The organism is Vibrio ezurae NBRC 102218 (assembly GCF_000467185.1).
Classification (GTDB): Bacteria; Pseudomonadota; Gammaproteobacteria; order Enterobacterales; family Vibrionaceae; genus Vibrio; species Vibrio ezurae.
Map to the genome: position 1 here is coordinate 25066 of NZ_BATM01000011.1, position 22192 is coordinate 47257.

24 protein-coding genes are annotated in these 22192 nt (G+C 43.1%); 10 read left to right on the plus strand and 14 right to left on the minus strand.

Annotation, left to right across the window (positions count from 1 at the left end):
• The first annotated feature begins 98 nt into the window (after window positions 1-98).
• The 3 genes from norV to VEZ01S_RS05855 all read left to right on the plus strand — a co-directional run bounded on the left by norV (window position 99) and on the right by VEZ01S_RS05855 (window position 3586).
• Window positions 99-1571 (plus strand): anaerobic nitric oxide reductase flavorubredoxin, encoded by a 1473-nt coding sequence (gene norV, locus VEZ01S_RS05845; protein ID WP_021713092.1) that lies wholly within the window; start codon window positions 99-101, stop codon window positions 1569-1571.
• Window positions 1572-1581: 10 nt separating this feature from the next.
• Window positions 1582-2724: an NADH:flavorubredoxin reductase NorW gene (gene norW, locus VEZ01S_RS05850; RefSeq protein ID WP_021713093.1), complete on the plus strand. Its 1143-nt coding sequence runs from the start codon at window positions 1582-1584 to the stop codon at window positions 2722-2724.
• A gap of 247 nt (window positions 2725-2971) precedes the next feature.
• Window positions 2972-3586: a hypothetical protein gene (locus tag VEZ01S_RS05855; RefSeq protein WP_021713094.1), complete on the plus strand. Its 615-nt coding sequence runs from the start codon at window positions 2972-2974 to the stop codon at window positions 3584-3586.
• A 59-nt stretch (window positions 3587-3645) separates the two neighbouring features.
• Here the strand turns inward: VEZ01S_RS05855 and VEZ01S_RS05860 are convergent, their stop codons facing one another.
• Together VEZ01S_RS05860 and VEZ01S_RS05865 are read right to left on the minus strand one after the other, a co-directional pair.
• Window positions 3646-3885, minus strand: coding sequence for an RNA recognition motif domain-containing protein (locus VEZ01S_RS05860; protein WP_021713095.1), 240 nt, complete (start codon window positions 3883-3885; stop codon window positions 3646-3648).
• A gap of 61 nt (window positions 3886-3946) precedes the next feature.
• Window positions 3947-4444 carry a hypothetical protein gene (locus VEZ01S_RS05865; protein WP_021713096.1) on the minus strand — a complete coding sequence of 166 codons (498 nt, stop codon included), beginning with the start codon at window positions 4442-4444 and terminating at the stop codon, window positions 3947-3949.
• Between the two features lie 126 nt (window positions 4445-4570).
• On the opposite strand from VEZ01S_RS05865, the gene VEZ01S_RS16500 reads away from it, so the two are divergent.
• Entirely contained in the window at window positions 4571-4789 is a 219-nt protein-coding gene (locus tag VEZ01S_RS16500; RefSeq protein WP_021713097.1) for a VF530 family protein, read from the plus strand.
• Window positions 4790-4843: 54 nt separating this feature from the next.
• Entirely contained in the window at window positions 4844-5239 is a 396-nt protein-coding gene (locus VEZ01S_RS05870; protein WP_040890288.1) for a ribosome recycling factor family protein, read from the plus strand.
• A 10-nt stretch (window positions 5240-5249) separates the two neighbouring features.
• On the opposite strand, the gene VEZ01S_RS05875 is transcribed toward VEZ01S_RS05870, so the two are convergent.
• Together VEZ01S_RS05875 and VEZ01S_RS05880 are read right to left on the minus strand one after the other, a co-directional pair.
• Window positions 5250-5669: a GNAT family N-acetyltransferase gene (locus tag VEZ01S_RS05875; protein WP_021713099.1), complete on the minus strand. Its 420-nt coding sequence runs from the start codon at window positions 5667-5669 to the stop codon at window positions 5250-5252.
• A 134-nt stretch (window positions 5670-5803) separates the two neighbouring features.
• A complete protein-coding gene (locus VEZ01S_RS05880) occupies window positions 5804-6094 on the minus strand; it encodes a putative quinol monooxygenase (protein WP_021713100.1) in 291 nt (96 codons plus the stop codon).
• 502 nt (window positions 6095-6596) lie between these two features.
• On the opposite strand from VEZ01S_RS05880, the gene VEZ01S_RS05885 reads away from it, so the two are divergent.
• Window positions 6597-8093, plus strand: coding sequence for an alkaline phosphatase (locus VEZ01S_RS05885; protein WP_040890291.1), 1497 nt, complete (start codon window positions 6597-6599; stop codon window positions 8091-8093).
• A 520-nt stretch (window positions 8094-8613) separates the two neighbouring features.
• Here the strand turns inward: VEZ01S_RS05885 and VEZ01S_RS05890 are convergent.
• The 4 genes from VEZ01S_RS05890 to cls form a co-directional block, all read right to left on the minus strand.
• Window positions 8614-9753 carry a ribosomal protein uL16 3-hydroxylase gene (locus VEZ01S_RS05890; RefSeq protein WP_021713102.1) on the minus strand — a complete coding sequence of 380 codons (1140 nt, stop codon included), beginning with the start codon at window positions 9751-9753 and terminating at the stop codon, window positions 8614-8616.
• Between the two features lie 55 nt (window positions 9754-9808).
• Window positions 9809-10333: an RNA methyltransferase gene (locus tag VEZ01S_RS05895; protein ID WP_021713103.1), complete on the minus strand. Its 525-nt coding sequence runs from the start codon at window positions 10331-10333 to the stop codon at window positions 9809-9811.
• 195 nt (window positions 10334-10528) lie between these two features.
• Window positions 10529-11737 (minus strand): cystathionine beta-lyase, encoded by a 1209-nt coding sequence (locus VEZ01S_RS05900; RefSeq protein ID WP_021713104.1) that lies wholly within the window; start codon window positions 11735-11737, stop codon window positions 10529-10531.
• An 82-nt stretch (window positions 11738-11819) separates the two neighbouring features.
• A complete protein-coding gene (gene cls / locus VEZ01S_RS05905; RefSeq protein WP_021713105.1) occupies window positions 11820-13274 on the minus strand; it encodes a cardiolipin synthase in 1455 nt (484 codons plus the stop codon).
• Window positions 13275-13529: 255 nt separating this feature from the next.
• On the opposite strand from cls, the gene VEZ01S_RS05910 reads away from it, so the two are divergent.
• Entirely contained in the window at window positions 13530-14216 is a 687-nt protein-coding gene (locus VEZ01S_RS05910; protein WP_021713106.1) for a TIGR01621 family pseudouridine synthase, read from the plus strand.
• Window positions 14217-14236: 20 nt separating this feature from the next.
• Window positions 14237-15166 carry a class I SAM-dependent methyltransferase gene (locus VEZ01S_RS05915; protein WP_040890302.1) on the plus strand — a complete coding sequence of 310 codons (930 nt, stop codon included), beginning with the start codon at window positions 14237-14239 and terminating at the stop codon, window positions 15164-15166.
• A gap of 85 nt (window positions 15167-15251) precedes the next feature.
• Here the strand turns inward: VEZ01S_RS05915 and VEZ01S_RS05920 are convergent, their stop codons facing one another.
• The 4 genes from VEZ01S_RS05920 to VEZ01S_RS05935 are packed head-to-tail and all read right to left on the minus strand — an operon-like array spanning window position 15252 to window position 16903.
• Complete coding sequence (locus VEZ01S_RS05920) at window positions 15252-15662, minus strand: GspS/AspS pilotin family protein (RefSeq protein WP_021713108.1); 411 nt, start codon at window positions 15660-15662, stop codon at window positions 15252-15254.
• Between the two features lie 2 nt (window positions 15663-15664).
• Window positions 15665-15961, minus strand: coding sequence for a YciI family protein (locus VEZ01S_RS05925; protein ID WP_021713109.1), 297 nt, complete (start codon window positions 15959-15961; stop codon window positions 15665-15667).
• An 11-nt stretch (window positions 15962-15972) separates the two neighbouring features.
• The gene (yciA, locus tag VEZ01S_RS05930) at window positions 15973-16365 is read right to left on the minus strand and encodes an acyl-CoA thioester hydrolase YciA (protein ID WP_021713110.1); all 393 of its coding nucleotides are present in this window, start codon (window positions 16363-16365) and stop codon (window positions 15973-15975) included.
• Window positions 16358-16903, minus strand: coding sequence for a septation protein A (locus VEZ01S_RS05935; RefSeq protein WP_021713111.1), 546 nt, complete (start codon window positions 16901-16903; stop codon window positions 16358-16360). The genes yciA and VEZ01S_RS05935 overlap by 8 nt, the downstream gene beginning before the upstream one ends.
• 272 nt (window positions 16904-17175) lie before the next feature.
• Here VEZ01S_RS05935 and VEZ01S_RS05940 point away from each other — a divergent pair, with 272 nt between their 5' ends.
• Window positions 17176-17802: a DsbA family protein gene (locus tag VEZ01S_RS05940; protein WP_021713112.1), complete on the plus strand. Its 627-nt coding sequence runs from the start codon at window positions 17176-17178 to the stop codon at window positions 17800-17802.
• Between the two features lie 95 nt (window positions 17803-17897).
• On the opposite strand, the gene VEZ01S_RS05945 is transcribed toward VEZ01S_RS05940, so the two are convergent.
• Together VEZ01S_RS05945 and VEZ01S_RS05950 are read right to left on the minus strand one after the other, a co-directional pair.
• Entirely contained in the window at window positions 17898-19160 is a 1263-nt protein-coding gene (locus VEZ01S_RS05945) for a dicarboxylate/amino acid:cation symporter (protein ID WP_021713113.1), read from the minus strand.
• Between the two features lie 285 nt (window positions 19161-19445).
• On the minus strand, window positions 19446-21197 hold the full coding sequence (locus tag VEZ01S_RS05950) for a glycoside hydrolase family 19 protein (protein WP_021713114.1): 1752 nt from the start codon (window positions 21195-21197) through the stop codon (window positions 19446-19448).
• A 340-nt stretch (window positions 21198-21537) separates the two neighbouring features.
• On the opposite strand from VEZ01S_RS05950, the gene VEZ01S_RS05955 reads away from it, so the two are divergent.
• On the plus strand, window positions 21538-22192 hold a 655-nt coding region (locus VEZ01S_RS05955), incomplete at its 3' end, for an AbiV family abortive infection protein (protein WP_169721103.1).

Genomic DNA, 22192 nt, shown 5'->3' on the forward strand with positions numbered 1-22192 from the left:
TAGATAATCTAGATTTTTCAATGACTTAAAAAGTTGGCACGTTTGATGCTGTAAGAGGCGTACTTCTTATTTGAAAACACAGCAACAAGGCATCAAAAATGACGATTCATGTAAAAAATAACGTTCACTGGGTGGGTCAACGCGACTGGGAAATTCAAGAGTTCCACGGTACCGAGTTTAAAATGACGAAGGGGACCAGTTACAACAGCTACCTTATCCGTGAAGAAAAAACAGTACTCATCGACACTGTTGATCATCGTTTCAGCTATCAATTCTTGCAAAATCTTGAAATGGAAATTGATTTAAACACGATCGATTACATCGTAATTAACCATGCTGAAGAAGATCACGCGGGTGCATTGGCTGCATTACTTGAGCGTATTCCAAACACACCTATTTATTGCACTGAAGCGGCGATTGATTCAATTGTTGGCCACCATCATCACCCTGAGTGGAACTTCAACACGGTGAAAACAGGTGATAGCCTTGATATTGGTAACGGCAAACAACTTGTGTTTGTAGAATCTCCAATGTTGCATTGGCCAGACAGCATGATGACTTACCTAACGGGTGACGCAATTCTATTCAGTAACGATGCATTTGGTCAGCACTACTGTGATGAGCACTTGTTCAACGATGAAGTTGACCAAGCTGAATTGATGGAGCAGTGCCTACGCTACTACTCAAACATCCTGACGCCATTTAGCAACCTAGTCATTGCCAAAATTAAAGAGGTGCTTAGCTTCAATCTACCTGTCGATATGATTGCTACATCGCACGGCATCGTATGGCGCGACAACCCTGTACAAATCATTGAGAAATACTTGCAGTGGGCGGATGATTATCAAGAAGACCGCATTACTATTTTCTACGATTCAATGTCTAACAACACTCGTATGATGGCAGATGCTATTGCACAAGGTATCCATGACGTTGATCCTGGCGTGGCAGTGAAAGTATTTAACGTCGCTCGCCAAGATAAGAATGAAATCTTAGCGCAAGTCTTCCGCTCTAAAGGTATTTTGGTTGGGTCTTCTACCATGAACAACGTCATGATGCCAAAAGTTGCAGGCATGCTAGAGGAAATAACCGGTCTACGTTTCAAACAAAAAAAAGCGGGTGCATTTGGTAGCTACGGTTGGAATGGTGGAGCGGTTGATCGCATTCATTCGCGTTTAACCGACGCAGGTTTTGAAACGGTTGCGGGCCTTAAAAGCAAATGGCGCCCCGATGGTAAAGCCATGCGTATTTGTCGTGCACACGGTCAACAAGTGGCAAAGCAATGGGCGCTACATGAACTAAACGTTCCGCCAATGATCATTGAAGATGCGGATGTTCAACCTTTATCTGTAGCAGTACCTGTCGCGAAGACAGCAGTAGCAACTCAAGAAGCTCACGGTGATGATTGCCAATGCATGATTTGTACGGTATGTAACTGGGTTTACGATCCTGCAATTGGCGAACCAAATCAAGGCGTAGAACCGGGTACAACTTGGAGCGATGTTCCTGATTATTTTCTATGTCCAGATTGTAATCTAGGCAAAGACGTTTTTGTTGCCCACAACCGTTAAGAGGATTGTTATGAACCCAATTACTATCATTGGCAGTGGCTTTGCCGCTTACCAACTTGTTAAAACATTGCGCCGTTCTAACGCTCAAGTCCCTATTCGCGTTATTACTGCTGATGAAGGTCATGATTACAACAAGCCTGATTTGAGCCATGTTGTGTCCAAGCAGCAATCACCACAAGATTTGATCACGGCGACGGCCGGTGAATTTGCTGAGCAGCAAAATATTGAACTGTGTGTAGAGCATTGGGTCAGTCGCATTGATGTTGAACAAAAAACGGTCGTGGCAAACGGCCAACATTTTGCTTACTCAAGCTTAGTGTTAGCTACGGGGGCTAGTGCTTTTATACCGCCTATTGATGGCTTAAAAGAGAGTCAGCCCATCACCTTAAATAGCTTACAAGAGTTTACACAACACGAAACGCGATTAAATAAAGCGGGATCAGTGATGGTCATTGGTGGGGGATTAATCGGTGTCGAGATCAGCATGGATCTTGCATTTGCTAACAAAAAAGTGACATTAGCCGAGCCAAGTGCGCATTTAATGTCCAACCAATTACCTGAGCTTATTGCTTTAAAGCTTGATCAATCGATGAGATTAATGAATGTTGACCTTAAATTAGGTCAAGTCGTGAAACAGGTCGCAAAATCTGATGGGCAATTTGTAGTATCGTTAGACAACGGCGACGTAGTCAAGGTTGATGAAGTAATAGTCTGTACCGGTTTGATTCCAAATATTATCTTAGCAAAAGATGCTGGCCTATCTACTGAACGAGGTATTTGTGTAGATGAGGCTATGCAAACGTCTTGTGAAGGTATTTATGCATTGGGTGATTGTGCGGAGCAGAATGGCCAAGTAAGAGCCTATCTTCAACCAACGGTAATAAGTGCGTCGTCATTGGCGAAAACGCTACTGGGTGAACGTACCTCTGTGGTACTACCTAATATGATGGTGAAGGTAAAAACACCTAGTTATCCGATTCAGATTGGCGGCACAACTTTAGAAAGTGCAGTGAGTCGGTGGAATCTAGATGTACATGCTGAAGGAATTGTAGCAAAAGCATTTAACGAAGAAGATGTGATGATCGGATTCGTTGCTACAAAGGAAAAAACCAAGCAAGCCTTTCCACTATTAAGGGAGTTGTCCACTCAGTAATTATTTTGGGTCTTAAAGCATTTACAAAATTGTTGTAGATGCTTTATCACTTCTAGAGTATTGCGCCCATTATCGAGTTCATCTAAACCTGCAAAGGTTTGTCGAGATAAGGGGTAAGTTTTGACTGTTTTGCAAATTAGTAGATCTAAACTAATAATGGTTTGAGACAAGGGTGCTGTATCTAGTCGGTTCAATTGACCTATTTACCTGACAACGTATATTTACGTTGCTGAACAAGGACTTACTCATGTCAATCCACACTTTTAATCAACCACCTGTTCATGATGATAAAACCAATAGCAATATTGGCCTTGATTTTAGCCACAACACTCGAGTAAGAGTTGGCGTGGGCGTTGGGACAATTGCTCTCGGGTTTGTGACGATGGCTTTTCCGCTCATCCCGCGTGAAATCTTTATTCAATTATTCACCATAGGGCTTTCTAGCTTAGCGGTGGTGCTGATGCTTCTTCTATTTTCTAGTGCTCCTTCTTTGCAGCAAGTAGTCAGTGGTAGAGGGTTTAAAGGATACGCGACGTTGATTGTGCTGCTATTTGCTGCTTCATCGGCCATTAATTTGTCGGCTGATCATGGACTCTTTACGATCGCGGCAATGGTGATCGGCTATTTCCTATTGGATGAAGTCTCGACAATTGTTCGTACGGTTCGCCAGCAGAGTTTTAAGTGTTTGGTGTTACCCGCTATCGATCTTGCTGTGACTTTAATTTGCTTAGGGATGCTCATTAGCGGTTTATCAGTTGATGGGATCTTTGTAGTGAGTGCGGTACTGGGATTAAAAGTGGTGTTACTGGGTTGCTCTACGGTATTAACATTGTCTGAGCCAAAAAACGAAAGCTTCTACTAAGTAATTGAATTTAAATAAAAAAGCCAGCTGATGTATTTTAGCTGGCTTTTTTAATATCACTAGTTTTTAGCGAGCTTGACTCGTATTTTACTTTTTTGCACGTTGCTTTGGTCAAGCGCTGCCATTGCGGCTTTTGCTTGTTCAGTGTCTGCCATCTCGACAAATGCAAACCCTTTAGACAGACCAGTTTCTTGGTCTAGTACTAGGTTGCACACGGACACGTCACCGTGTTCAGAAAATAGAACACGAATTTCATGTTCTGTCATTTGGCGAGACAGGTTACGAACTAAAAGTTTCATCTTTGACCTTAATAAATTGATTCGAGACGGATTGTCTCAGGTTAGTCTGTGAATACCAAGCTTAAAATCCACCCGCCCATACATCGTACTCTTGTATTGCTTTCTGCTCAGCTTTTGTTAGAGGGGCAGGGTAGTAAGGTAGCATGAGTAATTTCTCTGAAGGTTGCAGCTCCCAGTCAGGGGTAATTTTATGACGATGCAAAACCCCTTCTATACGCAAGTACATGAAATAACCATCCGCATGTGTGTTCGCATAGCTTGCAATAATACCTAGCTCTCCATTCGGCAATTTTACTTTGCGTCCCAAAGGAAAAAGTTGGTGTAGAGCAAAGCTGACTTTTGCATCTTGCAGTATCCCTTGTTTAAAGCGTTGCAGACCAATGGCTGTCGAGGTTGAGCGATGTGACCACCCAGCGAGAAACAACCCAGTTAAAGAATCCTTGAAAGGTTTTCCTTTATGCACTCCTTCATTACTGATGAATTGCACTGTCACTGAGTCACCTTGCTGATTGAGGATTTCTAGAAAAAGCTCCCCTGTTTTGTCTGCGAGTAATTTCATGGGATAGGCCAACTTAATGCGATGAGTATCAGAAAGTGCGCATAATGACGAATTTTGATTGCATCGTCTTTGATTTAGAGTCACATTGTGCACAATTTTTCAAAATCCTTAAACGGGCAGTAATTTATGACACAGCAACAACCCAATAACCCATTACACGGGCTTTCTTTAGAAAAGATCTTAGTTCGATTAGTTGAGCATTACCAGTGGAGTGGTTTGTACGCCGAAGTACGTGTGAATTGCTTTAGCAATGATCCTTCGATCAAGTCCTCATTGAAGTTTTTAAGAAAAACGCAATGGGCGAGAGACAAGGTTGAAGCCTTATATATCAGTACCTTTAGTTAAATGCTGGGTTAGGTCAATGCTTGGTGACGCTGTCACGTCAGATCATGGTGATGTGTGATTGATACCAACATAAGCATATCATTACCTTCTCTTATACACAGGGTAGGCGGTGATGCCGTGAAAGAAGCAAAGCGATTGGCAGAGCAACATGCTTGCCAATTAAAACGGGTGCGTCGCAGTCGCAATTGGATGATCAGTGGCGAGGCATTGCAGATACAGACGTTTTGTCAGTGTATTAATGTGCGGCATCCGGAATCGTTAGCATTTATAGTTAGAAAAATTACACCTGCATTGCAGCAACACCAAGATAAGTTGGAATCACCACAACAGCGTTTGAAGAGGTTGTTAGTTGAAGATCCAAACATGACGTTGTCTGAATTGATGGAACTGACTCAATGCTCGCTGGTGGAAGCTCGTCGTGCTAGGTTTGATGCTGATGATTTGCAGTGAGCACTCAGGTTTAACGCTGCGCCTTGGGTACGCTTAATATCATTTTAAAATACGCCACCTCACTTTTATAAAAGCGCTCTCCTTCGGTATGCATATCAAATTTATGGTAGAAGTCGATCGCCGATTCACGGGCATCACACCAAAACACATCGATATTGCGCTGGGTTAAATACTCAATAATATGGCGGATCATTGCGCTGCCAATACCTTTGCCTTGTTCTTGGGGGAGAGTGGCAAACTTGCGCAGTCTGGCATTACTAGCGGTGATAAATACCGAAGCCACGCATACCAGTTGTTCGTTTTTAAATGCACCAAAGTGTACGCCAAGTTCATCTTCATCTACCTTGCAAAACTCTATTGGTTTATTCGGCCAAAGCACTTGATGACGTATAGACAGGGTAGAGCTGGCGTTGATTTGACGGATTTGCATAGTATTTGTCATGCTAAGTAAATGGTGTATTTGGATTAAAGTTAGCAAATAGTATTGGTAGAGTCTATATACAAAAATCCCAGAGTCTATAAGCTCTGGGAATGTATTGTGCGTGCTAATGCCTATTGCGAGTATTAGCCAATATGGGTCATTTCATTCACTTCAAACGTCTCAATAGCCCCTTCGGTCGTCGCGACGAAATCCGCTAGATGCTGAGTATTCATATGTACTTGCCATAATTCACGAGATGCCCAGTTTTCGAAAAATAAGAAGTGGGCTGGGTTTTCATTGTCTTGATGAAGATCGTAGCTAAGGCAGCCTTCTTCTGCGCGAGTAATGTCGATAAGTTTTAATAGCTCTGATTTGATCAGCTCAACTTTATCCTGTTTAGCGATAATGTTAGCAACGATGGTTAGCTTAGTCATGATGTGCCTTATTTGGTGTCAATAAACCTGTTAGATAATAATGCCATGATTCTATGAAGATATTTCGGTGAATATTAAGTTTGATATTTTTCTCTACTGGCACTTCACGGTTTGTTTTTGTTCTAGCACATGAAAAAGCCTAATCTTGTCTTCGCTTAGATATTCATTTAGGTACTTTTAAATAGGCTACGAGTCAGAAAGCCCGTTTTCTTACATTAGAGGTTATACTCTAGAATAGAGGGCAACGGGCGCCTTTAAATATTGATATTCCGAGCGAAAGATAAAAGTGTATGTATTTTAATCTAATCTTTAAAAGTTTATGACAGAACAAATACGTCCTACATTGAGTGATTGCTGGTGAACGAATGCGTTTATTTGATTATTGATGACAAAACAGCCTTGTTTTTAGATAATTAATATTTACATTATTTTTCTTTAATAAAATCATCATGAAACGAATCTATATTCCATTTTAGTTTTTTCAATAATGGATATAACACAAATGAAACCTTCTAATTCTACTCTTGCTATTTCTATTGCAGCTGCCCTTTTTCTTTCTGGCTGTCAATCTGAGAGCAGTTCAGATGAAGCAAATGACCCAATAAATAAAACCAAAAACGTTATTTTAATGATCACTGATGGAGCAAGTGATGGAGCTTGGGATATCGCAAGCTTTTGGCAACACGGTGAGTTATTAAATGATACTTATCCATTCAATGAGCTAGATACTCGTTATGCAATGACGACTTATGCTCTAAATGGTAACTCAGCACCTGATGAAAGTGATAGCTGTGATCCTGACCAGTATGCAGAGGGCTTTAGCTACGATCCTGAAAAGGCCTCTGACGATACGCCAATTGAAGGCGATATGCTTTTTGCCGGTTATGATTACATTAATACTAACTACACTGACTCGGCGGCTTCTGGTACGGCTATTGCTACGGGTCAATCAACTTACAATGGTGGTCTAGGCGTCAACAATTGTGGTGAGCCTCAAAAGCTAATCACGGAATATGCTCATGAGCATGGCCTTTCAACCGGTATTATTTCTAGCGTAATGTTCTCTCACGCAACGCCAGCGGCGTTTGGAGCGAACAATGTTTCACGTAATAACTACCATGCAATTGCCAACTCAATGCTAAAAAATGGCCATGCTGACCTAATTATAGGCAGTGGTCACCCTATGTATGATGGTGATGGTAAAAAATTAGCAGAGGATGATTATAACTTCAGCTATATTAGTGAAGATGATTGGAATGAGCTTCAAGCGGGTACGCTAACTTCAGCAACTTCTGAAACTCCTTGGACTTTCATTGAAACTAAAGAAAGTTTTGACAAGCTAGCGCAAGGCATCGCATCAGACGAAATAATGAATGGTCCGCTACTGGGTATTTTCCAAACGGGTTGGACGACACAATATGACCGTACTTGTGAAGATGAAACCTTACGTGAAACCGCTTTTGCTTGTCCTGATCTGACGACGGTTCCAGATCTAGGCACTATGTCTGTAGGTGCATTGAACTATCTATCTCAAAATGAAAATGGCTTCTTTGCTATGATCGAAGGTGGCGCAGTCGATTGGGCCGCTCACGGTAAAGACACTGCGGGTATTATCGAAGAGCAAGTTGACTTCCATAATGCAGTAAAAGATGTGTTTGACTGGGTTGAAGCAAACAGCAGCTGGGATGAGACTCTACTTATCGTGACAACTGATCACGGTAATGCGTACGTGTTAGGTGAAACGTCTGATTCAGCTATCTATGCGGGTGTTGAAAACCCAGGTGCTGACAACATGCCAACAGTGACTTACTACAGTGGCTCTCATACTAACGAGTTAGTTCGTTTCTATGCGAAAGGTAATGGCGCGGATAAATTCTCTAAATATGTTATCGGTACTGATGAAAACTATGCAGAGCGTTACCGTCATACTGGTGCAAACGGTGACTACTTCCAAAATAATCACCTATTCCACGCGATTAAAGAGATTATTGAAGAGTAATAACTGACGCTTTTTAGTGATGAGAAAAGGCATACTCGAAAGGGTATGCCTTTTATAGCTACCTTAGTCATGATGTGCTTTATATGGTGTCAATAAACTGATGAGATACTATTATGATTAATAATAACGTATTTGATTATTGTCGACAAAAAGAGCTACTGCTCATATTCAAACCGAATTTAACCTCGATGAGTTATATACCAGAACAGTAGATGGTTGAAGATAGCAAGTAAATTAAATTACTTGGACTTAAAATAAGGTACAATACAATTCAACCTCTGTTTGGATAAAAGCTTGTTAGCGAAAATAGACTACGAGAAAATCACCTGAAAGCAGCAAACTTTGTTGCGTGAATTTTCTATGAATAAATACGCTGATTGAATTTAAGTTTTGAGCTTAAATGTCCACGGACAAGATACAAGACTTTAGTTAAATAACATTGTTCTGTATTTAAAAATAGAGTGCTGTTTGCCGTTCAACTTACGGGTCTTTGCATACACAACACTCTATTATTCCCCGTTTAATCGATGTACCAATAGCCTTTGTTAACCAAATCGCACAGTAATGAAACCATAGCGCTAGAGGTTTCGCTAGGCCAGTTATCGGCGCTTATCTGCTCTTGACCACATAATAACTCAATAACATCAGTGCACTCGCTTGGCACCTTAATCACTTCACCGTTAATGTACGCGATGCTTGGATCTTGCTCGTGAAATAGGGCGCGCAGTCCTGATACTTTGTCGATGATCCCACCGGTTTGAATGTGGTTGGCTATTTCTTCACTTTGCCAAAGCGGTTCTGGGGTGATGATATTTAGCTGGTGGCGCGACTGGCTTAACATGCAACCCATAAAGTCACTGATACATTGTTCATCATCGAGCGAGGCTTTTAGCATTTGGGTTAATGACTGTAGATCGCTTGAGCTGATTTGCCCAAAATTGTTTTGCGTGCTCAATTCAGGTTTATGCAGGTGCTTATCACCAATATCATTGGCTAAAACGTAGTCGGCGAAATTGCTAATTAGCTCTTGCTCTTTAGGGGAGCGAAAACCCACCGAGTAACTCATTGACGGTTCTAGTGCGTAGCCATCGTGTGGAAAGCCCGGCGGAATGTATAAGATGTCACCCGGTTCAAGGATGTCATCGATAATCGCGTCAAAAGATTCAATTTGGCGTAGGGCGCTGTGGCGACAGGTTTCGACGTACTGACCTTCATCCTTTGCACCTACTCGCCAGTGGCGTTTACCGCTCCCTTGAATAATAAACACATCGTATTGGTCGATATGAGGGCCAACGCCGCCGTCTTTCACCGAGTAGCTAATCATTAAGTCATCAAATAACCACTGTGGCATGGCTTTGAAGGGCTCAACCAATTGAGCCGCGCCTTGGTGCCAGTGATTGGCCGCTTGCACTATGATAGACCAGTTAGATTCATCAAGTTCAGCGTATTGGTCTTCATTAAAAGGGCCATGTTCTGCTGTCCATTCACCGTTTTTGTTGGACACATAGCGAGAGTCCACTTCTTCTTCCATCGTCAGTCCCGCTAGCTCTTCTGGCGAAACAGGGTCTTGGAAGTGCGCAAAACCGCCTTTGATGATGGTCGGTTTCTTTTGCCAAAATTCGGCTAAGAATTGCTCTAATGAAACGGTGAGTTGGTACATGGTTTTCCTTAAATTAATGCGTTGGCAAAGATGTATGAAGCATTTAAATGCACAACTAAGACTGTTCGTGCTGAGAGACTTTTAAGCGATTATTCACATCGCGGCTTTCAAGTACGCGACTAGCATGGTCAATTTCTTGGCCTGATTTTGCCAGTCGGTCATATAAAAGTACGTTTACGGTTGCGGCAAGGTTCATACAGCCAATGGTGGGTACGTAAACCACTTCGTCAGCTTTATCGACAATGCTTTGCGGGATAGAACTGTCTTCTGGGCCGAAAATATAGAGGGCTTTTTGTGGGTGGTTAAACTGTGGCAGTGGCGTTGCGCCTTCTGCCAGTTCCACGCACACAATTTTAATATCAGCATCAAGATCGTCGGTCATAGATTGCATCTGATTGAGGGCGATCTTGGTGGTCATATCTTTGGTGTCGGTATGATATTTAGCGGCTTTTGCAAAGCGCTCACCAGTAAATCGCACTTCGTCGGCTTGGTAACAGCCAGCGGCGCGCATGACGGCCCCAACATTAGTAGGGCTTTTAGGGTTACATAGACCAATAATGGTGAAGTTATTTTTAGACATAATTTTAGACACAGCTTGTTGAAACGGATGTTAGAGACAGGTTTTGGAAACCGTTTTAAAAAGAATTTTTGACAGCATACAACCTACTCATTGATGCGGGCAGTATATAGGTCTAGCCAAGAAATAGAAGAGGGGATTGTGATTTGGCTTCTACAGAGCGAAGAAGCCAAATATCAACGGGTGACTATTTACAGGTTATTGCGCGTTTAACACGGCGTTGTAACGAGCAAAACCGTTTTCTAAATCTTTGATAAGATCATCAACGTTTTCAAGACCGGTATGAATACGGAATAAAGTACCGGTAAAGTTAGGATTTGCCACCGTTCTTAGGCTATTAAAGCTGCGTGGTTCATTGGCAAGAATAAGGCTCTCATAGCCGCCCCAAGAATACCCCATACCAAACAGTTCCATGCCATCTAATAGTGCAGTGGTCGCTTTGCTGTTTTGTGATTTCATCACAAACGAAAATAGGCCATTGCCACCGGTGAAGTCACGTGCAAAATATTCATGACCTGGGCAAGTTTCAAGGGCAGGGTGTCTAACATGATCTACTTCAGGACGAGCTTGTAACCACTTAGCCACCGCTAAACTGCTCTGTTGATGTTGCTTTAAGCGCAGATCAAGAGTGCGAATACCGCGCAAACCAAGGTAGGCGTCATCTGGGGAGATACATTGTCCCATCAAATAGCTGTTTTCACGCAGTTGTTCCCAGTAAGCCTCCGTCGCAATTGCCGTGCCAAGCATTACATCGGAGTGACCTACGATGTATTTTGTGGCCGCTTGGATGGAAATATCAACGCCATAGTCAAACGGAGAGAAGTGCAGACCCGCAGACCAAGTGTTATCAAGCATCACAATCATGTCGTTGTTGTGCGCAATCTCAGCAAGCAGTGGTACGTTTTGCACTTCCATAGTGACTGAACCCGGAGATTCTAAAAACAGAATTTTAGTATTCGGCTGAATTAGCTCGCTAATTTCTTCACCAATGGTGGGTGCGTAGTAAGTGGTTTCTACACCAAGACGTTTTAGCATGGTGTTACAGAAGTCGCGAGTGGGCTCGTAGCAAGTATCGACCATTAAAATGTGATCGCCGGCTTCGACAAAAGATAAAATGGCATTGGAAATGGCCGCAGTACCACACGGGTATAACGCACAGCCAAATCCGCCTTCTAGCTCAACCATGGCATCTTGAAAGGCAAAGTGGGTTTGAGTGCCACGACGACCGTAAAAAAGGGCTTTATTAGCGCGATTAATCGTGGCTTGAGTTTTCTCAGCGACAGTGTCAAATAACACCGTTGATGCGCGCTGTACCGGAGGGTTTACCACTCCATGAGTGTATTTTTTGTCTCTGCCAGCACTGATAAGTTGCGTTGGTTTCGATACTGGAGATTTGCTTTTAGACATCTGCCTTCCCTGATGTGGTTTCTTTTCCTTATTTAAACCATGAGCAAGGCAGGCAGTGCAAGTAAAATATCAACAATTAAGATTACAGAATTGGACTAAATAGATAGAAGACACGTTCTAAGAATCGATGCAGTAGGCTACGTTCACGCCAGCGTGTCTCATCCACTACAGTGGATTGTTCCATATAAGTTTGTTGTAACCAGTACAGCTGCTTAGTGAATTCGGCATCATCCACCACTAAAGTCACTTCAAAGTTCAGCCACAGACTGCGCACATCAAGGTTTACGGTACCGATAAGGCAGTACTGCTCGTCAATGACAACCGACTTGGTATGCAGTAATCCCCCAGTAAACTCATGAATGACCACGCCCGCAGAGAGCAGCTCCGCATAAAAAGCTTTTGATGCCCAACCGACCATAATTGAGTCGTTGTTTTTCGGAATGATTAGCTCTACTTTTACTCCGCGCTGGGCGGTGGTGCGCAATGTTTGCAATAGCTCTTCACTTGGCACAAAGTAAGGCGTAGTGATGGTCACCGATTTTAAGGCGCGGCTAATGGAGATGTTCAACACTTGATGAATCAAGTTCTCCGGCATACCTGGGCCAGATGGCACCACTTGAATGGGGTGCAGTAAGTTATCTTGCTCAATGTGGCATTCAGGCGCGGTAGGGAAAGAGCGCTCGCCAGTTTCTACTTCCCAGTCCCAGCAATGGATAGCCGACAGTACGTTTACCGTAGGGCCAGTGATACGCACCATCACATCCACCCACATGCCAACCCCGGCATCTTGCTTAAAATACTCAGGATCAACTAAGTTCATGGAACCTGTGTAGGCCACCGCATCATCAATGACGATGATTTTACGGTGCTGACGCAAATCTAAACGGCGTAAGAACATACGAATAGGCTTTACCTTGAGCGCCTGCACCACTTCCACGCCGGCATTTTCCATCATCTGACACCAGGATGAAGAGAAGAACTTCCCACTCCCTGCTGCGTCCAATAGGATCTGACAACGTACGCCACGTTGTGAGGCGCGAATTAATGCCGACACCACACCGTTAGCTTGTCCACCTTCATTCCAAATATAAAATTCCATCCGAATGAAATGCTGCGCAAGTTCAATATCGTCAATGATGGACTTTAATATTTTTTGTGGGGTGTCTTGTAAAGAGAGGGTGTTACCGCACAAAGCAGGGATACCCATGCGGTTGGTACACAGGTCATCAATATGAGTGATATGGGTTGGGGTTTTTTCTGGTAAATGCGCATTACAGTCTAGCAGTTTGAGAAACCATGTTTTATAGGGAATAAACATCGCTTGCGCTCTCTCGGCGCGTTTTTTACCAAGATTAAGCTCGCCAAATAGGAAATAAAAGATAACGCCGATGATCGGCAGAATGTAGATGATCATCAGCCAAGCTAGCGACACACTGACTGAGCGGCGTTTTATGACCACGCGAATGGTTACACCAGCAACTAACATCCAATATAAGCCAATCCCTATCAAGGTAAGGGCTTGATAAAATCCTTCCATTTCTCTCAGTTAATAATCAATCACTTAATAGTTGTAGTGTATACGTAAAAGTGGTGTTTGTGGGCTTTTTCAGACAAAGCTGTCTATAACGGTGGTTTTCCATGCAAATTTACGCCTAATCTCAACAAGTATTTTGCAAAAGATACACAACAAGAGGTGAAATACAGGTATTTTTAACGAAAGTTGGGTTTCCCTTGGCGCTCAGGATATACTACTGAGCTTTCTTTGAGTCACTAGGACACCTATAACTAGCCTATGTTTGATATAGTCGACGACCAAGCTCAGTTTGTGCTGATTAATAAGCATGCTTCAGTGAGCGTTCATAAAGATGAACAAGAGACCGGATTGTTAGACGAGGTGCGGCGTTATTTGGGCTGTGGTCCATTATACCTTGTGCATCGATTAGATAAGATGACATCTGGGCTGTTACTTTTGGGTAAGACACAGCAAGCGGCAAGTGAATTGTCTCAAGCGTTTGCTCAAAGAAAGGTCGAAAAATTTTATCTGGCGATTTCCGATAAAAAGCCAAAGAAAAAACAAGGTTTGATCAAAGGGGATATGGCAAAAAGCCGCCGTTCAATGTGGAAGCTTATGCCCACAATGGAAAACCCTGCTATTACCCAGTTTTTTTCAGCTTCTGCCCAAGGCTATCGCATTTTTCTGTGTAAGCCTAAAACGGGCAAGACTCATCAAATTCGCGTTGCGTTAAAATCGGTCGGCAGTCCAATTGTTGGCGACCCTATTTATTCACCCTCTAGTGACAGTGATAGAGGATACCTGCACGCATTTTCTCTTAGTTTTGAGCTAGAGGGTGACAGTTATCGCTATCAGCTTGATCCTAGCTCTGATAGCCGTTTCGGTGAACTCTGGAAATTGCCTGCAATTCAACAACAAATCAGCGAATGGCAACAACCCCAACGACTTAATTGGCCAAAAATATAATGAATGATATCTCTCCACCTATGAATGTAGAGGCGCTACCTCTGTTTTTTTCTGCATTGCAACAAGGTTTAAAAAGCGCTCCGACTGAAGTAAGACGTTTGTTTCACGGGCGAGGACGCACAGTGGCAGGTCTGGAGCAGATCACCTGTGATTGGATTGCTCAGCATCTTGTTGTGCAATTATTTAGACCAGTATCAGATGAGTTTCTTGCGCATCTTGAGCAAGGTTTGCACCAATTAGCCGAGCAGCCAGAACATTCACATATCCGCTCTATCTCGATTCAACATCGATATGAACACGGCGCGCCAACGCAATTTTTATTGGGCGAAGGGGAAAGCAAAGTAGAAGTGGTGGAGTCTGGGCTCAAATACTGGATGAATCTTTCTTCAAACCAAAATTCAGGTTTATTCTTAGACATGCGTTTAGGACGTGACTGGGTAAGGGCAAACGCTGAGGGTAAGAATATTCTTAACCTGTTTGCGTATACCTGTGGCTTCTCGGTGGCAGGGATTGCGGGCGGCGCGAAGCAAGTAGTGAACATTGATATGGCGCGCTCGTCGTTAAGTCGCGGCCGTGACAATCACAATTTAAACAATCAAGACGTGAGCCGCGTGAAATTTTTAGCCCATGATATTTTTAAATCTTGGGGCAAACTTAAACGCTTTGGCCCGTATGACTTGATTATTTCCGATCCACCGTCGTTTCAAAAAGGCAGTTTTGCGTTAACTAAAGATTACCAAAAAATACTGCGCCGCTTGCCTAGTTTACTGGCTGAAAATGGGCAAGTGTTAGCCTGTGCCAATTCGCCTGCGGTCACTTCAGATTTTGTGATTGATGGTATGGCGGAACATGCTCCTGAACTCAATTATGTGCAACGTTTGGATAATCCTGCGGAATTTGACGATATTGATCCAGAAGCGAGCTTAAAAGTTCAGCTGTTTTCCCTTTAATTCGGTAAACGCCTTTCACACGCAATAAAAAAGTCCAAAGTGTTGAGAAACACTTTGGACTTTTTTGTGTTAATGGTTTGAGCTATTAAGACTCTGTGTTGGTCACATCAATGCAGGTTTTCGAGCTAATGACTTGCTCTACGATCAATTGACCACGGTTGTTACGGATTTTGATCAGGTAATTGACACCTTTATCCATCGCCGAACGCACGTCTTCTGAGTTGCAGTAATAGGCATTGGCACTTTTGATTAATTGATCCGCTGGTTTATGACCTGATTGGTTGTATAGCATCTCAATAATAACGGTTGATTCTTTAGAGGTTGCTCTGGTAATCGTGAGCGGACCATACTCGATAGGTAAGCTTGACGCCAGAATTCCCGCACGGCGATCGGCCATAAGTTTAAGCTCTCGTTGCTCGCTGCTGCTAGATGCACAGCCTGCAAGAATAAGAGTAGCCAGTGTTAAAACGAGTATATTTTTAAATGATGAATACATAATTAGAATACTTTTTTATAGGGTTTAACAATCACGTCCTGATAGACGCCCGCTTCGATATATGGGTCGTTATCAGCCCAAGTTTGAGCGTCTTGTAGCGTTTCAAACTGAGCGATGACAGTTGAGCCGGTAAAGCCCGCTTCACCAGGGTTCTCGCTATCGATTGCGGGCATAGGTCCCGCGGTTAATAAACGCCCCTGATCTTGTAGGTCTTGCAGACGAGCTAAGTGTCTATCACGTACACTAGCACGTTTCGGTAATGAATCTTTGACATCCTGTGAAAAAATAACATACCACATAATAAATCCTTTTATTTTTCGATTTTTCGAGGGCGACCATTGTTGTCTATAGCAACATAATGGAAAGTCGCTTCACACACCAACTCTCTTTCTCCAGCTCGGTCACCCATCACTTTTTTGTTCCAAACTTGCAGTTCAATCGACATAGAAGAGTTGCCAATGTGGCTACATTCACCGTGGCAGCATACGATATCGCCAACAGAAACAGGTCTTTTAAATGTAATACTGGATACTGAAACCGTTGCGATACGTCCTTTTGAGATCTCTTTGGCAAGAATACCGCCGGCAAGATCAAGTTGAGACATAATCCAGCCACCAAAAATATCGCCATTAGCGTTGGTGTCAGCTGGCATTGCCAGTGTTCTTAGTAGCATTTCTCCGCGAGGTGAAGACGGGTTACTCATTGGGTGTTTTACTCTCTTTTGATATGTGTTTGTAGATATAGAGCCCGGTTAATAAAGCAAACACTAGCGTCGCTATCATTAAACCAAAGACTTTGAAGTTTACCCATACATCAAGGGGAAGGCGAAACGCCACATAGACGTTGACGATGGCACAGGACGCAAAAAAAGCCACCCATGCCACATTAATTCTATTCCATATTGAAGTTGGAAGTGTGATTTCTTTTTCCAACATTCCCTTGATAAAGGGTTTTCCTGATAATTGTGTAATAAGAAGGCCTAGTGCAAATAATGCATAAATTATCGTGACCTTCCATTTAATAAAGTCGTCGTTGTGAAAGGCAATCGTCATCCCCCCAAACACAGTCACAATTGCAAAGGTGATAAGCTGCATTTTTTCCACTTTCTTATACAGCACATATGTGACAAGCAGTTGAATAGCGGTCGCTACAATCAATGCCCCTGTTGCTGTATAGATGTCATACATCTTGTACAGCACAAAAAAGATAATCAGAGGGATGAAGTCAAGTAGTTGTTTCATGGTTCATTCAGACGTCGATATTTGCGTTAGTTTACCTAAACGGAACAGTGAAATATAGCCGTAGACGGTTTGATAGTCCTAAAATAAGACGATAAATACCTTTGCACTTATCGCGGGAGTCATCCAGTTTTCAGGTAAATTTACGAAATAAGTCATAGCTCCAGAATTTACAAAATTATTGCGTCTTGTTCGCATTTACTCGACTGCTTTTCTTGCACAATAAAAAGGTTAGTGCTGTACTGATTTTGATAACACAAACATCAGAGGTATTAATGAACAAAGATGTAACACGCTTATACTATGTTTACGATCCTATGTGCGCATGGTGTTGGGGATACAAACCCATATGGCAAAAAATAGAAGCGGCATTGAAAGGTAAGATAGACGTTGTGTATCTTGTTGGTGGGCTTGCCCCTGATTCAGATGTACCAATGCCCCAGGAGATGCGTACTCAAATTGCATCGTATTGGCATAAAATTGAATCTCAGCTCGGCACTGAGTTTAATCATGACTTTTGGAGCCGTAATACCCCTAGACGTTCAACGTATCCATCTTGCCGTGCAATGCTTGCTGCAAGACGTCAAAATGCGGAGAAAGAGATGCTTACTGCGGTGCAACATGCCTATTATCTGCATGCAAAAAACCCCAGTGATAATGAGGTGCTAATTGAGCTGGCGGGGGAGTTAGGGCTTGATGTCGACAAGTTTAAATCTGATTTAGAGTCAAATGACATAGAGCAATATCTCAAATCTGAACTGGGTTTCGCCCGTTCCATTGGTGGCAACAGTTTCCCTTCTTTGTTTGTTGCCGATAAAGATACTGTGGTAGAGCTAGCAATAGACTATAAAAATGCCGCTACGACCATAGAACAAGTGGAACAATTATTGAATTATGCCTAGTAGAAGCCTTCATAGCTGAGCGTTATTGAATCATTGAGTCAGCCTTAAACAACAACACCGGGTATTAAACCCGGTGTTTTTTGTTTGCGATAAGACTATGGTGTGCTCTGGGTAACCACGTCTTTATTTGCATTTTCTTTGTCGTCATCTAATAACGCATCAACAATCACCGCACACGCTGCATCGCCTGTGATGTTTAGAGCGGTACGAATCATATCGAAGATACGGTCTAGAGCGAATAGAAGCGGTAGACCTTCGATTGGGATACCTGCTGCAAGCAGAACCGCAACGACAAGAAATGACGGCCCCGGAACACCGGCTTGGCCGACTGCACCTAATGTTGACGTTGCGATAATGGCAATGTACGCCCCTAGGCTTAGGTGAATGCCAAACATTTGGGCAAAGAAAATAGCCACTAAGCCGTAGTAAATAGCGTTACCTGACATGTTTATGGTTGCCCCTAAAGGCAGCACAAATGAAGCGGTAGAGTTACTGACACCCAGTTCATTTTCAACCGTGTCCATATTCACTGGCAAGGTTGCCATTGAAGAGGCGGTAGATAGTGCAACAGCTTGAGGCTTTTTCATTGCGACTAGGAATTTCTTAGCCGACGTTTTGGTGAAAATGTGCACCATTAGTGGGTAGACCACAAAACCAAAAATAAGAATGGCTGCCACGTATACGACGAACAGTTTAAGTACAACGGTGAGCGCACTGAAACCAAAAGAGCCAACCGCATCAGCCATTAGACCAAACACGCCAAGAGGGGCAAGGAGCATGACTTTATTGATCATCCACACCATGGCATCAACAATGGCATTGACACCATTCATGAGTGGTTGGCGACGTTCTTTTTCCAAGTTTGAAACAGCAATTCCGAAGAAAAGACAAAATACCAAGATTTGCAGTATGTTAGCGTCATTCAGAGATTGGAAAATGTTGGTAGGAATCATGCCTGTCACGGTATCCCAAAAACCGGGAATGGAACCTTGAGTGGCGTACTCGCTAGAGAACATGCTTTCAACGGACGCGACATCAATACCTGCACCTGGTTGAAATACGTTCCCCATCACCAAGGCAAGCATCACCGCTAGTGCAGAGGTTAGTGCAAAGAATCCTAATGTCGTCAATCCCACTTTACCTGCCGACGAGCTATCACCTAGACCTGCTGCGCCAGAAATAAGTGCAACGGCAACTAAAGGAATCACCAACATTTTTATTAGGTTAATAAAAATAGTTCCCAGTGGCGCGAACACGGTTGCACTGTGCCCCATCACAGCACCGACTAAGGTGCCGACGACCATGGCGATGACGACTTGTACGCCAATATTGTCCAGTAAGCTTTTCTCTTTAAACACTTTATTTACCTTTCCGAACTGAAATGACTAGAAACTGCCAACGATAAGAATACTTTTGCTTAATATCACAAAGGATACCTTCTTAACGTTATTGAATAGGCAGATATGGCGGGGAGGGTAATGGGAAAAGGAATAAGGGTCAAGTACTATTTCGTCAATGTAATAATCCGAATTATTGGCTTGTGTCGGTTATCGAAATTGACGATGAGTCACACATAGTGAAAGTGGCATTGAGAAGGGAATAAAGTGGTCTCTCATTGAGACCACTTATTGTTAGATTAGAAACTACTTGATGATCACATCAGGGAAATTTGCTTCAACACACTTGCTGAAATCACGATGCTTGAATGCAGAGTAAGGCGTTTGGTAACCGACTAATTTACAAGCATAAGTTGCGCCTGTTGGTGTATCGTCTGACCAACCCCAATCTTTTTCCCAGTAAATATTCAATGCACCAGCGCCTTCAGCATCAAAGGACTTCATCTCTTTACAACCAAGAACTTCGCTATCTAAAACGGGTACTTGCAAATAATCAGCAAAGTTTTTGTAGTAATCGATGCGGTTCAAAGACTGTGCACCTTCTGTTGGGCCACCACATTCAATACCACCATTGATGATTTGAGTGGTGACGCCAAAACCAGGAACCAATCCATTAGATAAGTCGTTTTGGTTTGGTTGCCACGTGCCATCGATGACATGCATCATTGCTGGCTTTGGTGGCTGTGGGTAGGTAAAGAAGAACACAGCAGAGGCAAGGTTTAACCAAGTGTCAGCGACCATTTCTGGGTTATCCAGTAAGGTACGAACAGTGCCAAACATGGCTTCTGAGAAAGGGCCGTAGTTGTAGTTGTAACTCAGCTGTTTAGCGCCACGCCCAAAGTAAGATTTGAATTCACCATTGTCAAAGGTGCCACAAGGCCAAGTTTGTCCTTGCCATACATTTGGATTACATTCTCCGTTGTAACCGCCGCGCATCGTTTCATCCCAGCCCATCTCACGGACGTGAACTAAACCTTGACGCCATTGTGGTACTTGCCAGCCGGAGCTGTGTCCACCAGTTTCTTGAGTAAAGTGTGCGAACATCGTTGACAATGCTTTACGACAAATGGCATCTGAATCGCGTCCATCGTCATAAGTGCCACAGAAAGCAGGGAATTTACCGGTTGCTTGTAAGAAGTGGCGATAAGTATATTCTGCCGTACGTTCCGGAAATAAAAACTCCCAATCCGCTTCCGAAACAATACTTTCGATACGTTTAACGTTGTCTGGGTTAGTTGACGCTAAAGGTTTAATCGCGTTCACCGTGGCATTATCGATAGTACGAATAAGCTCTTTAACCGAAGCCATTGCAGGGAAGTCAGTTAACTCAGCTTCTTTTGCATCTAAATCTTCTTGGTTAATAACGTAGCCGTCTTCAGGTCCAGGGCTAGGTTCTGGTTCTGGCTCTGGAGCAGGCTCAGGATCTGGCGTTGGTTCAGGATCTGGAGTAGGGTCCGGTGCAGGTTCTGGGTCCGGTGTCGGATCTGGATCTGGCGCTACTTCAGGTTCTGAAGGGATATTTCCATCATTCACTTCTTCCCAAGCATGATCCCATGCGGTACCCGTGCCAGGTGCATAAGCCCATGCTGCGCCAGAACACCATGCTTGTGTCGCGCCATCTTTACAACGATAGAGTTTACCTACGTTGGAAACAATATCGCCTGACACATAGGTCTCGCTTTCACTGTAGGCTGGATAGTCACCTGGAATGGGTGGCACAACCGGTGGCGCTGGCTCTGATGGCTCATCCGGCTCAACAGGAGGCGTTGTTTCCCCTCCTGTTTCAGAAATTAAGATCCATGGAGATTCCCAGCTATTATCAGTCACATCAGCGGGGGATTGATTCGGATTTACCCACCACTGAGCTTCATAAATAGCACCGTTAAATGAGACGCGCTCACCGCCAGAGTAGCTTTTGGTGTTGTCATAAATTTCAGCAGAAAATGCGGCGCTAGAGAATGCTAATAGCATGGGGATCACGAGTTTTTTGTATTTCATATAACACCCTTGTTAATAATGGTTAATTGTTTTTTATATTTAAATCATGCGCTTACCAATATGGGCGTTAGTTTATTCGAGAGGAAAAATATGCATACAGTTACACTTGTTTATTGTGATCTTTATAGAGTTTTATTCTAAATAAAGTTCATTTAAGCAACCGTGGTCAAAATTGTAGTGGAGCTGGGTACTCGGTAGCGACGCAACAAAAATATGAGCCCCCCGTATTTGCTACTTTCATCTATAATAAAATCAATGAGATAAGAGAGTGTTAAACATCTCTTATCTCAGTAACTTAGCTTGGTAACTTAGCTCAGCAACTTAAAGGAAGGTATTGGATTTGAATCAACAGAAACACAGCGATTTAACCTTTGACGTTCTTTTTGATGGTGCAGTTAAATGTTTGAAAAACGCTCAAGAACTGTGTGATGAAGCAGAGATGTTGCAGCAAGGGGGCAAGTTCTGTCGTGCTTTCGCTTTAAGCCACTTCGCACATGAAGAGTTTACTCACAGCGTGCTGTTATTTCGTGCGTTACTTGATATTGCGCTACAAAAGAGACTGACTTGGAAAAAACTCGATCACTATATTCTCAAGCCAAAACAAAAACGTGTTACTCAAGTTGCCATCAGCAAGGCATTATTGACAGATCTTCACCTTGATTTAGACACTACCACCCAACAATTGATGTTAGAAAGTGAGTTAAAGCAGATTAGACAAAGTCATGCGCTGTATACTCAGCGCGTAAATAGCGAGTTTGTTTTGCCCTCTGAGCAAATCAGCGAAATTCAATCTGAAAAGTACATCAATTTAGCGGTATACCGAATTGCCAAATTAGGCCCAGCTTTGGTTGAACTCAGGCACTTACAGGGAATGACGAAGCAGGAAGTGAAACAAGGGTTTCCTAAAAAAGCGCTAAAGAATACGCAACTGTTTTTGGAAATGGTGTTAGAACGCAGATCTTATCAAGACAAGCCATCTTATACCAATCGTACTA

What these genes read in the sequence shown, in the direction of transcription:
- yciA (WP_021713110.1), bottom strand. Translation starts at nt 16,365, where the DNA reads ATGAGTAACCCGTCTTCACCTCGCGGAGAAATGCTACTAAGAACACTG.
- VEZ01S_RS05865 (WP_021713096.1), bottom strand. Translation starts at nt 4,444, where the DNA reads ATGAAATTACTCGCAGACAAAACAGGGGAGCTTTTTCTAGAAATCCTC.
- VEZ01S_RS05895 (WP_021713103.1), bottom strand. Translation starts at nt 10,333, where the DNA reads ATGTCTAAAAATAACTTCACCATTATTGGTCTATGTAACCCTAAAAGC.
- VEZ01S_RS05885 (WP_040890291.1), top strand. Translation starts at nt 6,597, where the DNA reads ATGAAACCTTCTAATTCTACTCTTGCTATTTCTATTGCAGCTGCCCTT.
- VEZ01S_RS05900 (WP_021713104.1), bottom strand. Translation starts at nt 11,737, where the DNA reads ATGTCTAAAAGCAAATCTCCAGTATCGAAACCAACGCAACTTATCAGT.
- norW (WP_021713093.1), top strand. Translation starts at nt 1,582, where the DNA reads ATGAACCCAATTACTATCATTGGCAGTGGCTTTGCCGCTTACCAACTT.
- VEZ01S_RS05950 (WP_021713114.1), bottom strand. Translation starts at nt 21,197, where the DNA reads ATGAAATACAAAAAACTCGTGATCCCCATGCTATTAGCATTCTCTAGC.
- VEZ01S_RS05925 (WP_021713109.1), bottom strand. Translation starts at nt 15,961, where the DNA reads ATGTGGTATGTTATTTTTTCACAGGATGTCAAAGATTCATTACCGAAA.
- VEZ01S_RS05855 (WP_021713094.1), top strand. Translation starts at nt 2,972, where the DNA reads ATGTCAATCCACACTTTTAATCAACCACCTGTTCATGATGATAAAACC.
- VEZ01S_RS05860 (WP_021713095.1), bottom strand. Translation starts at nt 3,885, where the DNA reads ATGAAACTTTTAGTTCGTAACCTGTCTCGCCAAATGACAGAACATGAA.
- VEZ01S_RS05890 (WP_021713102.1), bottom strand. Translation starts at nt 9,753, where the DNA reads ATGTACCAACTCACCGTTTCATTAGAGCAATTCTTAGCCGAATTTTGG.
- VEZ01S_RS05935 (WP_021713111.1), bottom strand. Translation starts at nt 16,903, where the DNA reads ATGAAACAACTACTTGACTTCATCCCTCTGATTATCTTTTTTGTGCTG.
- VEZ01S_RS05915 (WP_040890302.1), top strand. Translation starts at nt 14,237, where the DNA reads ATGAATGTAGAGGCGCTACCTCTGTTTTTTTCTGCATTGCAACAAGGT.
- VEZ01S_RS16500 (WP_021713097.1), top strand. Translation starts at nt 4,571, where the DNA reads ATGACACAGCAACAACCCAATAACCCATTACACGGGCTTTCTTTAGAA.
- VEZ01S_RS05940 (WP_021713112.1), top strand. Translation starts at nt 17,176, where the DNA reads ATGAACAAAGATGTAACACGCTTATACTATGTTTACGATCCTATGTGC.
- cls (WP_021713105.1), bottom strand. Translation starts at nt 13,274, where the DNA reads ATGGAAGGATTTTATCAAGCCCTTACCTTGATAGGGATTGGCTTATAT.
- VEZ01S_RS05920 (WP_021713108.1), bottom strand. Translation starts at nt 15,662, where the DNA reads ATGTATTCATCATTTAAAAATATACTCGTTTTAACACTGGCTACTCTT.
- norV (WP_021713092.1), top strand. Translation starts at nt 99, where the DNA reads ATGACGATTCATGTAAAAAATAACGTTCACTGGGTGGGTCAACGCGAC.
- VEZ01S_RS05880 (WP_021713100.1), bottom strand. Translation starts at nt 6,094, where the DNA reads ATGACTAAGCTAACCATCGTTGCTAACATTATCGCTAAACAGGATAAA.
- VEZ01S_RS05875 (WP_021713099.1), bottom strand. Translation starts at nt 5,669, where the DNA reads ATGCAAATCCGTCAAATCAACGCCAGCTCTACCCTGTCTATACGTCAT.
- VEZ01S_RS05910 (WP_021713106.1), top strand. Translation starts at nt 13,530, where the DNA reads ATGTTTGATATAGTCGACGACCAAGCTCAGTTTGTGCTGATTAATAAG.